General features: G+C 44.0%; 15 protein-coding genes. 11 read left to right on the top strand and 4 right to left on the bottom strand.

The window, feature by feature from the left end; all coding sequences use genetic code 11:
- Positions 1-26 precede the first annotated feature (26 nt).
- A complete protein-coding gene (locus LC1Nh_RS04260; protein WP_153550467.1) occupies positions 27-224 on the bottom strand; it encodes a histone family protein in 198 nt (65 codons plus the stop codon).
- Between the two features lie 40 nt (positions 225-264).
- Between LC1Nh_RS04260 and LC1Nh_RS04255 the strand changes: the two genes are divergently transcribed.
- Complete coding sequence (locus LC1Nh_RS04255) at positions 265-741, top strand: PIN domain-containing protein (RefSeq protein WP_153550466.1); 477 nt, start codon at positions 265-267, stop codon at positions 739-741.
- Here the strand turns inward: LC1Nh_RS04255 and LC1Nh_RS04250 are convergent.
- Positions 677-1741: an AI-2E family transporter gene (locus LC1Nh_RS04250; RefSeq protein WP_153550465.1), complete on the bottom strand. Its 1065-nt coding sequence runs from the start codon at positions 1739-1741 to the stop codon at positions 677-679. The genes LC1Nh_RS04255 and LC1Nh_RS04250 overlap by 65 nt on opposite strands.
- A gap of 153 nt (positions 1742-1894) precedes the next feature.
- Between LC1Nh_RS04250 and LC1Nh_RS04245 the strand changes: the two genes are divergently transcribed.
- The gene (locus LC1Nh_RS04245) at positions 1895-2992 is read left to right on the top strand and encodes a transcription initiation factor IIB (protein ID WP_153550464.1); all 1098 of its coding nucleotides are present in this window, start codon (positions 1895-1897) and stop codon (positions 2990-2992) included.
- A gap of 12 nt (positions 2993-3004) precedes the next feature.
- Here the strand turns inward: LC1Nh_RS04245 and LC1Nh_RS04240 are convergent, their stop codons facing one another.
- Both LC1Nh_RS04240 and LC1Nh_RS04235 read right to left on the bottom strand, forming a co-directional pair.
- Positions 3005-3541 carry a hypothetical protein gene (locus tag LC1Nh_RS04240; protein WP_153550463.1) on the bottom strand — a complete coding sequence of 179 codons (537 nt, stop codon included), beginning with the start codon at positions 3539-3541 and terminating at the stop codon, positions 3005-3007.
- Positions 3542-3658: 117 nt separating this feature from the next.
- The gene (locus tag LC1Nh_RS04235) at positions 3659-4753 is read right to left on the bottom strand and encodes a tRNA (guanine(10)-N(2))-dimethyltransferase (protein WP_153550462.1); all 1095 of its coding nucleotides are present in this window, start codon (positions 4751-4753) and stop codon (positions 3659-3661) included.
- 108 nt (positions 4754-4861) lie between these two features.
- Between LC1Nh_RS04235 and ahaH the strand changes: the two genes are divergently transcribed.
- The 9 genes from ahaH to LC1Nh_RS04190 all read left to right on the top strand — a co-directional run bounded on the left by ahaH (position 4862) and on the right by LC1Nh_RS04190 (position 13135).
- Complete coding sequence (gene ahaH, locus LC1Nh_RS04230; RefSeq protein WP_217907015.1) at positions 4862-5182, top strand: ATP synthase archaeal subunit H; 321 nt, start codon at positions 4862-4864, stop codon at positions 5180-5182.
- A 22-nt stretch (positions 5183-5204) separates the two neighbouring features.
- Positions 5205-7019 (top strand): V-type ATP synthase subunit I, encoded by a 1815-nt coding sequence (locus LC1Nh_RS04225; protein ID WP_153550460.1) that lies wholly within the window; start codon positions 5205-5207, stop codon positions 7017-7019.
- A gap of 67 nt (positions 7020-7086) precedes the next feature.
- The gene (locus tag LC1Nh_RS04220; protein WP_153550459.1) at positions 7087-7305 is read left to right on the top strand and encodes an ATP synthase subunit C-like protein; all 219 of its coding nucleotides are present in this window, start codon (positions 7087-7089) and stop codon (positions 7303-7305) included.
- A gap of 83 nt (positions 7306-7388) precedes the next feature.
- Positions 7389-7943: a V-type ATP synthase subunit E family protein gene (locus LC1Nh_RS04215; protein WP_153550458.1), complete on the top strand. Its 555-nt coding sequence runs from the start codon at positions 7389-7391 to the stop codon at positions 7941-7943.
- Positions 7940-8929 (top strand): V-type ATPase subunit, encoded by a 990-nt coding sequence (locus tag LC1Nh_RS04210; RefSeq protein WP_153550457.1) that lies wholly within the window; start codon positions 7940-7942, stop codon positions 8927-8929. The genes LC1Nh_RS04215 and LC1Nh_RS04210 overlap by 4 nt, the downstream gene beginning before the upstream one ends.
- 15 nt (positions 8930-8944) lie before the next feature.
- Entirely contained in the window at positions 8945-9253 is a 309-nt protein-coding gene (locus tag LC1Nh_RS04205; RefSeq protein WP_153550456.1) for a V-type ATP synthase subunit F, read from the top strand.
- A 33-nt stretch (positions 9254-9286) separates the two neighbouring features.
- A complete protein-coding gene (locus LC1Nh_RS04200; RefSeq protein ID WP_153550455.1) occupies positions 9287-11035 on the top strand; it encodes a V-type ATP synthase subunit A in 1749 nt (582 codons plus the stop codon).
- A gap of 65 nt (positions 11036-11100) precedes the next feature.
- Positions 11101-12489, top strand: a complete 1389-nt coding sequence (locus LC1Nh_RS04195) for a V-type ATP synthase subunit B (protein ID WP_153550454.1) — start codon at positions 11101-11103, stop codon at positions 12487-12489.
- A gap of 19 nt (positions 12490-12508) precedes the next feature.
- Complete coding sequence (locus tag LC1Nh_RS04190) at positions 12509-13135, top strand: V-type ATP synthase subunit D (protein ID WP_153550453.1); 627 nt, start codon at positions 12509-12511, stop codon at positions 13133-13135.
- Positions 13136-13142 lie beyond the last annotated feature (7 nt).

The raw sequence follows: 13142 nt of genomic DNA, 5'->3' as shown, positions 1-13142 counted from the left end.
TATGGATTTAAGAAGACATGATGGCCTTATTGTGTGGCCATGTCGATGTCTTCTTTTTTGACTGTGTTTCTTTCTGCGTGGTCTGCCATCTGGATTGCGTCTCGGCTGATTTCTTCTCCGAGGTCTTCAAGTGCGTTTCTTAGTTCTTCTACTGCGTCTTTTGATACTCTTTCTGCTCCAGCGTTTCTTAGAATCCGTTCTACAGGTGCGTTTGGTAAGCTCATTTTGATCACAAAATTAAAACATCGGTTAACACTTTAAAATATGAACGCATCCAACCTCAAGAAAGCAGTCGTAGATGCCAATGTACTTATCCATAGCAGAGGACAGTTCTCTTTCAACTCTGCCTTGATCCCTCCTAGTGTAGAGCACGAGGTTAAGTCAAACATGGCTCAGATGAAGATGCAGAAACTAGATCTAACTGTAATGGATCCCTCTGATTCTTCTCTAGATTCTGTAAGGGATAAATCTGATGAGATTAACTCTCCGACCAGTGAACAGGATGAGGAAGCCTTGGCATTAGCTATAGATAATCAAGTTCCCTTAATCACGGATGATAAAGCTCTTCAAAACCTGGCTCTGCATTTAGGGGCTGAGTTTGATTCGTTCAATACTGAGAAAGTAGATGAGAAGAGGAAATGGAAGAGTGTATGCGGTAACTGTGGTGCCGAGATTTCTACTCCTCCGTGTCCTCGCTGTGGACATCGCTCTCTACATCGGAAATCATATCCGAAAAGCTGAGAGCAAATTCTTTAGTTAGGATCAGGACAACAGGTCCAAGGATTAGCCCTTTAAATCCTAGAACAAGCGGTCCTGCCAAGAATCCCAGGAAAACAATCAGAGGATGCTCATCAAGCCTCTTCGAACCAATGTAGGGACGCAAAAATATTTCTGGCATAATCTGAAGGAAGATTAGTCCAAAGGTAATGACCAGCATTCCTTTGATAGGTTCTCCGGCACTTGTCATGAAGTATCCTCCGAGAGGAACATAAATCATGAAGTTAGCTACAAGAGGGAGTAATGATGCTACTCCCACCAGGATTGCCCATAAAGGTATCAAAGGTATTGGCGTAGTCAGTGCTGATATAAGCCATAGACCTAGCCCCATTATAGCTCCGAGTATAACTGCTACGATTGCCTGGGTTAGGAAGACTCCTTTAAAAATATTTTCTGTCGAGTTAACCAGGTTTTGGATAATTCTTTTCTCGGTAGGTGGAAGGCTCTTCAGCAACCTATCCAACTCTCTTGATATCCTTCTTCTATCCTTGTACAGGTAAGTAGAGGTTACCAGGAAAATACCTAGGTCAATAATTATTGCAGGCAGTGAAGCAAATAAATCGATCAGTATGCTACTTATGGACTGTGAAAAATTATTGATATACTGTCTGATGTTTTCAATGAAGGTTTCAGGAAGATCAAGGGGTTCTAGAGCACTTATGATTTTATCTTCTAGAGATCCTGTGAATAGGTTTAGCTGTGCTAGTATCTCGAAGAAGTTGTTGATGAAGAAGTACAAGCCTATGGCTACAAAAGCGAACACTGAGAAAATTATTATTGTAGAGGAAAGAAATTCGTTCTGAATATGAGGATTAAGTTTGTCATGCACCTGGGAAAGTATATAGGAGACAGCGGCACCAATTAATATCGCATCAAGGAATGGAAATACGATCAACATGCTTCCTAGTATTAGTATGCTTACAACGAGAAGAGTTTCCCTCTTTGCTCTCAAACCTTCATCCATAATAACTAGGTGTCTGCCAATACATTAAATTTTCTTCGCTCCAATTCGACAAAAACCGAAACAGTTGTTTTGTCACCGCAGAGTAGTCTTTATCGTGAAAAGGTATTTAAAACTTGCGGCGGGTTTTATATCTTACTAGGTGTTCTAAAAAATATGTCAGAAGCTCCACAAAATATTCCACGAAGACAGATTGACGACTACGAAGTACCGGAAGAATGGGAAGAAGACGAAGAAGAGCAAGATGAAACTCCAGAAGGAGAGTTTCCAGACGATGAGGAAGCAGCTCCGGAAGAAGGAGACGAAGGATACGAAGTAGTCCAGGAAGAAGCAGAGGAAGGAGACACAGTACTAACATGTCCAGAATGTGACTCTCAACGCTTCGAAGAAGACTCCGCAAAAGGAGAACTCATCTGTGTAGACTGTGGAATGGTTATCGACGAAGATAGAATCGATGAATCCGCAGAATGGAGAGCATTCAACGCGGAAGAAAAAGAGAAGAAAGCAAGAGCAGGACAACCACTAACATATACCAAACACGACATGGGAGTCTCAACAGAAATAGGAAAAGGCTCAGGAGAACTCTACAAAGTCTCAGGAAACAAACGTGCCCAGTACTACAGACTAAGAAAATGGCACAAAAGGTTGACGAAGTCTAAAGACCGTAACCTAGGGTTCGCACTTTCAGAGCTCAACTCAATGATCTCAAACCTCAACCTGCCAGAAAGCGTACACGAGGAGACAGCAAGACTATATGAAAAGGCAGTTGACCAGGGACTCGTCAGAGGACGATCAATGGAGAGCATTATTTCGGCCATCATATACATAGTAGCCCGTAAACAGGGTACACCGAGAACACTCGACGAAATCAGCGACGCATCAGGAATCGAGAAGAGAGAGATCGGACGCGCATACAGATACGTCGCAAGAGAACTCGGCCTCAGAATCCTACCAGCAAAACCACAGGACTATGTACCAAGATTCGCAGGAAAACTCCAGCTATCGGGAGAAGTCCAGGCAAGAGCAAGAAAAGTAATCAAAGAAGCAAGCGAAAGAGACCTCCTCTCCGGTAAAGGGCCTACAGGAATTGCAGCAGCAGCACTTTATATAGCAGCAGTGCTTGAAGGCGAGAAGAGAACTCAGAGAGAAGTAGCAGATGTAGTCGGAGTAACAGAAGTAACAATCAGAAACCGTTACAAAGAACTAGCAGAAAAACTCGGACTTGAAGACGAGCTAGAAGAGAAAAGTAACTAGCCCTTCAGTTTTTCATTTATCTTTATTTCTTGTTATTCTTAGAAATTCTTTCTCAATTTTGTCTCTAAGAGATAAAATAGCTAAGAAGCCGATAAGGCCTATTAATGTTGCTGCAGCTGAGAATTTAGTGAGTATAAGGATTAGACCTAGATAAATGCTTATCATGCTCCATTCTAACATTTTATCCTGTAGGATAAGCGCAGTTTTTCTAATTTGTGCATAAGTGCTTGCTTGGATTGATAGGAAAAGTAGTATGACAGCCCAAATGAAAAAGACAAATATGCCTGATTTAATAGATTCTTCTTTGGTTATGAGGATTGAGAAGCCTGGAAAAGCTAATCCTAGGGTAGTAAGTGCATTGGTTCTGATTTCTCTGCTTTTCCTTTGTGTCTTCTGTCTTTCATTCTTTTTAGGGGGACAATCTTGGAAGTGCGGAGGATTTCGTAAGAGAGTATATATTTCAAATCCGATATACACTAACAGCATTGAAAATGCCGTTAAGGGGCTGCTAAGAAGAGTTGATGCCACGGAGACGAGTATGTCTGCCATTAATAGTCATTACCACAGTTAGGACATACTGGCTTAGTTTCATCAAATCTTTCGTGACATTCTCCACATTCTACGAGCCCTATTGACTTTTTACTGATTCTTTTAACCATAATATGCCTATTCGGATTGAATTTTAATAATATCTAAAACATCATCTAGCGGTGCGTCTGTTCTGATTCCGGTTGGGCAGAAATGTGTGGGGGATACAGGATAACCGGTTTGTTCCAAGCTCTCTATAACTTCTTCCAGCTTTGGAACCTGTAACTTATGTTTAGAACATAGTTCGTGTATGTCGTAGTAAGGGGTTACTATTTCTGCTTCTCCATGAACTTTTTCCAGGAGTTCTACAGAGTCTTCCCATTCTTCTGGTATTTCTTTCAGCATTTCCTGGGTAAATCTGCGGTCTGCTATTTTTCCGATCCACAATGGTCCTGCTTTCTGTGTTTCGGTTTCGCATCTAGGACATTCATCTATTCTCTCTAGTTTTCTCCATCCACAGTTGCTGCAGTGGCTTATATAGCCGATGTTTTCCAGGCTGTTGTTGCAGCGTTGTTTGGATTCTGTTACTCGCCCCATGATTCGTGTGTAGTGTCTTTCATGCCAGCAGATCTTCGGGTCAAATGCTTTGTCGTATCTAGCATAGTTTTCAAATACTTCTTTCAGATAGATTCGCAGTCCGGTTTCGTGCATGAAGCTGTTCTTCAAAGGTTTGCTGCCATAGCGCCGCTGACATACTGTTGGGTAGCTTCCTGCTGGTGCTGCGTTGTCTGTAGCGCTGAAACCTGCGAATCCGTTGTGGTGTGTTGCTCGTGCTGCGGAGTCCAGGAAGTTTACGAAGCTGCCATAAGGATCGATGTCGACGAAGTGGTAGAAGTTCTTGCTCTGGCTTAGGAAGACATTGGTGTCCTGTTCTGAAACTTCGGCGTCTAAATCGTTTTCTTCAAGCCCTTTCTTCATTGCTTCTATTGCTGAGGGGTTGGCATCGTTCATCCAGACCTTTCCTGAGTCGGTGTATCTCATTCCTCTTATTCCGGAGGCGGCGAGTGCGTCGCAGATCCGCATTTCTTCATCTATCTTTCTTGAGTATACTTTTGCTGCGATTGCGGAGAGATCTCTGTTTGTACGCATTTCTTTGTTGAAGAAGACTTCTGTGTCCATCTCTGCTTCCTTGCTGGAGTAGAATTTTACCCCTCTTTCCTCTCCTTTTTCCATACAGTAAAACAGGTGGTCGACAAAACCTTTTTAAACAAGTCCGGAGAGATCGGTTCAATCGTTTTTATAAACTTTTTAGGGGTGTGTGTTTGATGCGGTGTAATACTAGTGGCTCAAGTTGTAGAAGAAGTTAAGCAGGCAGAGGAAAAGGCTGACAAGATAATTGAACAGGCCGAAGAAGAGAAAAAGCAGAGAATCAGTGATGCAGAAGACAAAGCCGAAGAAGTAGTAGAAGAGGCCAAGGAAAACGCTGAACAACTCAAAAAGTCACGGATGAAAAAATTCAGAGACAACCTAGAAGATGAAAAAGAAAAAATCATCTCTGACGCTGAGGAAGAATCTCACGAAGTCAGAGAATCCGCATCACAGAACATGTCGGAAGCAGAAAACTTTTTGCTAGGAACATTTACAGAAGAATTCCTAAGGTGAACCAGAAATCAGACCTGCAGAAATGACCAAGATATCAGTAACAGGATCCAAGAAATACCTGGACAGAGTCATCGATGAACTCCACGACCTGGAACTGATGGACATCGATCAGTACGAAGGAGAGTTTGATACGGGAGAACCAAATGAAGAAGCAGAAAAACTCTCAGAACTTCTCGTCGACATAAGAAGCGTTCTATCTAAGCTACCGGAGACAGAACCCGAAAAAGAAACTACGACAATCCAGGCAATTCAGGAAAACCTGCCTGAAATAACAGACGAACTTGACGGCCACGAAGCCCAAGAAGAACAGTTAAAACGGCAGATTGAAGGAATCAAGGAACAGAAAAAATTCTTCAAAAAATTGCGTGGATCAGGACTTACAGCAGAAGACCTGAAAGAATCAGAAACACTAAATGTATTCACAGGAAGACTCGACAAAGACTCATTCCTAAAAGAAATAAGAAACGATAGGTTCGAAATATTTGAAGGAGACTCAGCCACAGCAGTAATCTACTCCGAAAAATACGCTGAACAGACAGAGCAAGCAATACAGAACAACAGCAAAAAACAGTTCACAGTTCCAGACACAGAACTTCACGGAACATGTGAAAACATCTATAACAACCTTGAACAGAAAAGAGATCAGCTTGAGACTCAGATTGAATCTGTTGAGAGTCAGAAACGGGAACTAGCGGAAAAATGGAGTGGCAAACTAAACTATATCGAGGACTTCCTCACACAGAAGATTGAGAAGGCGGAAGCACCGATTAATTTTGCTACAACAGACAGAACATTCATGGCATGGGGATGGATCCCAGAAGAAAAGTTCGAGATACTTGAGGAAAGACTGGCAGAAGCATCAGAAGGAAAAATACATGTACAGCGAGAGGAACTAGAAGAAGACGAAGAACCGCCGGTCAAACACGAAAACAATCGTGCAGTACAACCATTTGAATCACTGACAGACCTAGTCTCGGTACCAAGGTACAATGAACTTGATCCGTCCGTAGTTCTATTGTTGACATTTCCATTGTTCTTCGGATTTATGATAGGTGACGCAGGATACGGTCTAACTACACTAGCTGTTTTCTACGCAGGAGCCAAGATGTTCCCGAAGGGAAAAGAGATTTTCCACTCCCTAATGTATGCATCAGTCGCCACAATCATATTCGGTCTGGCGTTCGGTGATGCATTCGGCTATGTCATATTCGGTCACCACAGTGAACTAGCCGCTGCTACAGGCATCCAGCTTTTCGAACAAATACCGATCCTATGGCACAGAGCAGAACACCTAGGACAGGTATTCACAATCTCAGCATTAATCGGACTAGTCCACGTCAACCTAGGATACGGCATCGGATTTTACAACGAATACATTAAACACGGATTGAAAGAAGCATTCCTAGAAAAAGGCAGCTGGTATGTACTACAGGCAGGAGCAGCACTCGCATTCCTAGTCAGCCCGACAGCAGGTCTCCCAGTAATGATCTTAGGATTCCTGCTTATCTTCCTAGGAGAAGGCGTAGAGGGAATGGTCGAAATCCCATCACTACTAGCCAACATCCTATCCTACCTCAGAATCTTCGGAGTATCGGTCGCAGCAGTCGCATTAGCCGCTGTAGTAAACAGCATCGCCAGTACAGCTTATGGTGCAGGCGGACTAGTAGGAATAGTACTTGGAACACTAATCCTAGTCGGTGGACACATCTTCAACACGTTCATTAAAATCATGGAAGGCTTCCTTCAAGGCATCCGTCTACACTACGTGGAGATGTTTGGAAAATTCTATGAAGGAGGCGGAAAAAAATACGCTCCATTCGGAGCACAGGAACCGTAAGGTTCCAGTTAGCAGAAAATCCCTTCGATGGATTTTCAAAACAATATTTTGAGGTGAAATCACAACAATGGCAATAGGAAGTTTCCCAGCAATCAGTGCAGCAATCGCAATCGCAGTATCAGCAATCGCTACTGCATACGCACAGGCTAAAATCGGATCAGCAGGAATCGGAGCTCTCGCAGAAGACGACGACCTATTCGGTTCAGTCCTGATCCTTACAGCCATCCCGGAGACAATCGTAATCTTCGGACTAGTAGTCTCACTGGTTGTAGCAGGATTCATTTAAAAAACAATTTCCAAGGAGGCCGGCAACGGCCTCTCCACATACAATCTTAAACAAAAAAACAAGTACAGGAGAAAAAGAATACTATGGGACTTCAAGACGTAAAAAACGACATTTTGCAGGAAGCAAGAAACCAGGCTTCACAGCTGGAAGAAGAGGCAGAGGAAGAAGCAGATAAGATCTTAAAAGAAGCAGAAAACAAGGCAGAAGAAATCAAAAAAGAAGCTGAAAAACAGGTAGAGGAAGAAAAAGAAGCTGAACGACAGAAAACTGTCTCAAGCGCTAGAATGGAAGCAAGAGAGAAAAAACTCGAGGCAAAGCAGGACAAACTACAGGAAGTGTTTGAAACATTTGAAGAAGAGCTTAGAGACCTGGACGAGGATGAGAGGTCAGAGTTTGTTGAGAAGTCAATTGAAGATGCTGAATTCGAGGTTTCAAAGATAGAAGCCTCAGAAGACTTTGCCAATGCCATTGATGGCAGAAAGTATGACTTAGAAGAAATAGAAAGTCTTGACGGTTTTGTAATTGTATCGGAAAACGGTGAGAGAAGAAAAAACTTCTCAGTTTCCAAAATTGTAGATTCTTACGAGGATAAATATCGTCAAAAAGTCGCTGAAAAACTGTTCGAGGACGAATCATGAGGCTGAACAAAGACTACCCGTACATGTATGCTCGTGTATCGGCAAAGAGAGCGAAGCTGTTCGACCAGAGCGACTACCAGAACCTTGTGAAGATGGGTCCGAACGAGATAACCCGTAAGCTAGGTGAGGGAGAGTACAAAGAGGATATTGACCAGCTTGGATCAACATACTCAGGTGTTCAACTAGCGGAGCTAGCTCTAGCCAAAAACATGACTAGGGAAATGAGTGAACTGGTGGAGATGGCTGATGGAAATCTTCAGGAAGTAATCAAGACCTACCTCAGAAAGTACGACATTCTTACAATCAAAAGAATACTCAGAGCCAAGAAGACAGGGGAAGACTTTCAAGACTACCTTACACCGATATCCGGCCTCAGCTCTGAAGAAATCCAAGAAATGAAGGACAAAACCTTTGAAGAAATCAAAGCATCAATCAGCTTTGAAGACTCAGAGATAGATTATCAACGGAGAATTCAAGCCGCAGACAATCTCTCACAGATCGAGTCTGGACTAGACCAGGCATACTACGACGACATAATGAACCTAGCCAACAAGGCAAAGAACCAGCAACTAAAGGACTTCATACAGGAAGAAGTAGAATACGAAAACCTGAAGATGGTCCTGAGAATGAAAAAATACGGCGTAGAAAACGAGGAAATCCGGGACAGACTGCTGAAAACAGAAAACGGCAGAATCGTCGAAAAAGTAATCAAAAAAGACTTTGAAGAAGGAATGAACCACCTTATCAGAGAAATGAACCTACAGGTCAACCCAGAAATAGAGAAAGTAGAACACGCACTCGAAGTCCACAGACTAGACAACGCAATCAAAATGCTTCACACACAGCCACTCGGACTATCAAGCATCCTAGGATACATCGTCGCAAAGATTACAGAAGTCAAGAACCTAAGAATGCTTCTCAGAGCAAAAGAAACAGGAATCCAAAACCAGGAAACCATTCAGAGACAACTAGTCCTAGCCAGATAAAAAAGGTGAAGAGAAATGAACCAAGAAAAGAAAAAGAAAATAGCAGTAATCGGCAGCCAAGAATTCACACTCGGATTCGAACTCGCAGGAATAAGCAAAACATACAACCCGGAAAACTACGCGGATAAAATCCAGGAACTCGTCAAGAGAGATGACCTTGGAATCCTCGTCACAGAACAAGGGGACATGGAAGAGCTTCCAAAGCGTGTAAGAGGTCAGGTAGAGAGCTCAGTCGAACCAGTAGTCGTAACGCTCAGTGAAACTGCTGAAAGCGAAAGAATGCAGGAAAAAATCAAGAAAGCGATTGGAGCAGACATCACATAGTCTAAAATTGATACTATAGGTGACAAATTAAACATGACAAACAACGAATCTCAAGGAGAGATCTACAAAGTAACAGGACCGGTTGTAATCGCAACCGACATGAACCCACAGATGTACGACGTAGTAAGCGTCGGAAAAGAAGAACTGATGGGAGAAGTAATCCAAATCGAAGGCGAAAAAAGCTACATCCAAGTCTACGAAGACACGACCGGAGTCAAACCGGGTGAACCAGTCAAAAACACAGAACAACCGCTATCCGTAGAACTAGGGCCAGGACTCCTAGGCAGCATCTACGATGGGCTACAAAGACCGCTACCACAACTGGAAGAGCAGTCTGGTAGCTTCATCGCAAGAGGAGAAGAAGCACCAGGAATCGACCTAGACGAAGAACACGACTTCAAACCAACAGTAGAAGAAGGAGACGAAGTAAGCCAAGGAGATGTAATCGGAAAAGTCGAAGTCGACTACGGAACACACAAAGTCCTCGTACCTCCAAATGTCGAAGAAGGAGAAGTCGCAGAAGTAAACTCAGGAAACCACACAGTAACAGAAACAGTAGTCACACTAGAAAACGGCGAAGAAATTCAGATGAGACAAGAATGGCCAATCAGAGAAGCAAGACCAGCAGCAGAAGAAAAACGGCCAGAAGTACCGCTTATCACAGGACAGAGGGTACTTGATGGAATGTTCCCAATCGCCAAAGGAGGAACAGCAGCAATCCCAGGACCATTCGGATCAGGGAAAACGGTAACACAGCAGAGCCTTGCTAAGTTCTCAGACGCAGACATTATCGTCTACATCGGATGTGGGGAAAGAGGAAACGAGATGACAGAAGTCCTCGAAGAATTCCCAGAACTAGAGGACCCACAGACAGGCGACAAAATAATCAATCGAACAGTACTTATCGCGAACACATCAAACATGCCTGTAGCAGCAAGAGAAGCATCAATTTACACAGGAGTAACGATCGCAGAGTACTTCAGAGACATGGGGCTGGATGTTGCACTGATGGCAGACAGTACTTCTAGATGGGCAGAGGCAATGCGTGAAGTATCGGCAAGACTCGAAGAGATGCCTGGTGAAAGAGGATACCCGGCATACCTAGCATCAAGACTCGCAGAATTCTACGAGAGAGCAGGAAGAGTAGAACCACTATCCAACCAAGACCCAGGATCAGTATCAATTGTTGGAGCTGTTTCACCTCCTGGAGGAGACTTCTCAGAACCGGTAACACAGAACACTTTGAGAGTTGTCAAGAACTTCTGGGCGCTTGACTCAGATCTAGCAGAGAAGAGGCACTTCCCATCCATCAACTGGGACGATTCTTACTCGGGATACAGCGACAAACTAGCCGAATACTTCCAGGAGGAAGTAGAAGATGATTGGCCGCAGAAGATCCAGAGAGCAAGAGACTTGCTTCAGAAAGACGGAGATCTTCAGGAAACAGTGCAGCTTGTAGGAAAGGATGCGCTTCCAGATAGGGAAAGACTTACACTGGAAATCGCTACGATGGTCAAGGAGTTCTTCCTGCAGCAGAACGCTTTCCACCCTGTAGACCAGTACTCAAGTCCAGAGAAGACATATCATATCCTAGACTTGATTCTGGAATGGGGTGACAGTGCTTACGAGGCACTTGAAGACGGAGCAGTCGTGCAGGATATAGTGACGCTAAGCAGCAAGAACCGTATCTCAGAGATGCAGACATCAGAGGAATACCTCGAGCTCAAACAAGAGCTTCAAAAGCAGATGCAAGACGAATTTGAAGAGGTAGTTGAGGAGTAGAGGTGATCAAGAATGAAAATCAGAGATTTTCAGGATAGCCGAAAACATAGAGGTGTTTTCAACTAATGACACAACAAGAATACCAGACGATCAGCGAGATTAAGGATCCACTTGTATTTGTGGAGAAAACCGAGAATGTAGCATACGGAGACATCGTAGAAGTAGAGACACCAGACGGAGAAGTCAAGACAGGAGAAGTCCTAGAAACTTCCAAAGATGTAGTAGTCGTACAGCTTTACGAAGATACACAGGGAGTCGGTAGAGATGGCAGAGTCCGGTTCATGGACGAAAATGTCAAGATGCCTGTAACCAAGGATCTCCTAGGCAGAGTACTTGACGGAACAGGGGAACCAATGGACGATGGACCGGAAATCATTCCGGAAGAAGAAAGAGACATTATTGGGGAAGCAATCAACCCATACTCAAGAGAGCTTCCGGAAGACTTTATCCAGACGGGAGTTTCCAGCATAGATGTCATGAACACACTGGTTAGAGGACAGAAGCTTCCTATCTTCTCAGGCTCTGGACTGCCACACAACGATCTTGCTATGCAGATCGCCCGTCAGGCAGATGTCAAAGGAGAAGACACAGACTTCGCAGTAGTATTCGCGGGAATGGGAATCACAGAGGAAGAGAGCCAGGAATTCATCGAAGAACTAGAAGAGACAGGAGCACTAGAACGATCAGTAGTATTCCTGAACAAGGCTAGTGACCCTGCACCGGAAAGAATTATCACACCGCGAATGGCATTGACAACAGCAGAATACCTGGCATACGAAGAAGGAATGGAAGTACTCGTAGTCATGACAGACATGACAAACTACTGCAACGCACTGAGAGAAGTCTCAGCAGCTAGAGAAGAAGTACCAGGAAGAAGAGGATATCCAGGATACATGTATACAGACCTGGCAAACCTCTACGAGAGAGCAGGAATCATCGAAGGAAAGGAAGGATCAGTAACACAGATCCCGATCCTGACGATGGTTGGAGACGACATCACTCACCCAATCCCTGACCTTACAGGATACATCACTGAGGGACAGATCGTAGTTGACAGAGACCTGGACAACCAGGGCTACAAACCGCCTGTAGATGTACTTCCAAGCCTTTCAAGACTGGAAGACAACGGAATAGGTGAAGGATTCACGCGTGAAGACCACGGAGATCTTTCCGACCAGCTGTATGCGATGTACGCAGAAGGAAATGACCTGAGAGACCTAGTATCCATCGTCGGAGAAGACGCCCTTTCAGACAGGGATGAGAAGGTTCTGGAGTTCGCGAGAAACTTCGAAAGCGAGTTCATCGACCAGGGATGGAATGAAAACCGTTCAATCGAAGAAAGCCTGGACAAGGCGTGGAGTCTGCTTGAAGTAATCCCAGAAGGAGAACTAACCAGAGTTGACCCAGAGCTTAGAGAGAAGTACCTAAACACAGAAAGCGAAGAGGAGGAATAACCTCCTCAGGTGATTTTCAATGTCACAAGATGTAAAACCAACCCGTAGCGAAGAACTAAGGCTGAAGGAAAGGATTGAACTGGCTGAGAACGGCCACGAAATTCTTGAGAAGAAGAGAGACGGTCTTATCCACGAGTTCATGGAGGTAATCGACGATGCCAAAGAAGTAAACCAGGAACTGGCTGATCTCTACTCTCAAGCCCGTTTGAAGATGATGCTGGCTAAGATCTACGATGGAGAAGACTCCATCAAGGCTAACGCAATGGCAGAACAGAATGATCCTGAGCTAGAGACAGAAGCACAGAACATAATGGGAGTAGTCGTCCCTGAGATTGAATCAGGAAGTATTCAGAGAGGAGTATTCGACAGAGAGTATGGAATCAGCTCAACCTCTTCAAGAGTTGACTCAACAGCTGACAAATACGAAGAACTGCTGGAGAAGATTGTCGATGCTGCAGAAACTCAGACCAAAATCCTCAAACTTTTGAATGAGATTGAGAAGACGAAGAGAAGAGTTAACGCACTGGAACACAAGATTATTCCAGAGATGCAGGAAGGGCTAGATACTGTTTCACAGGTGCTCGAGGAACGGGCTCGTGAAGAGACTTTCCGTATGAAGAAGATTAAGGAGATGCAGGAACAGTAATTTTCTC

Origin of the sequence: Candidatus Nanohalobium constans, from assembly GCF_009617975.1 — an archaeon.
GTDB lineage: Archaea > Nanohalarchaeota > Nanosalinia > Nanosalinales > Nanosalinaceae > Nanohalobium > Nanohalobium constans.
Note: the sequence above shows the minus strand (reverse complement) of the source record. Positions and strands in the feature narration are given on the sequence as shown.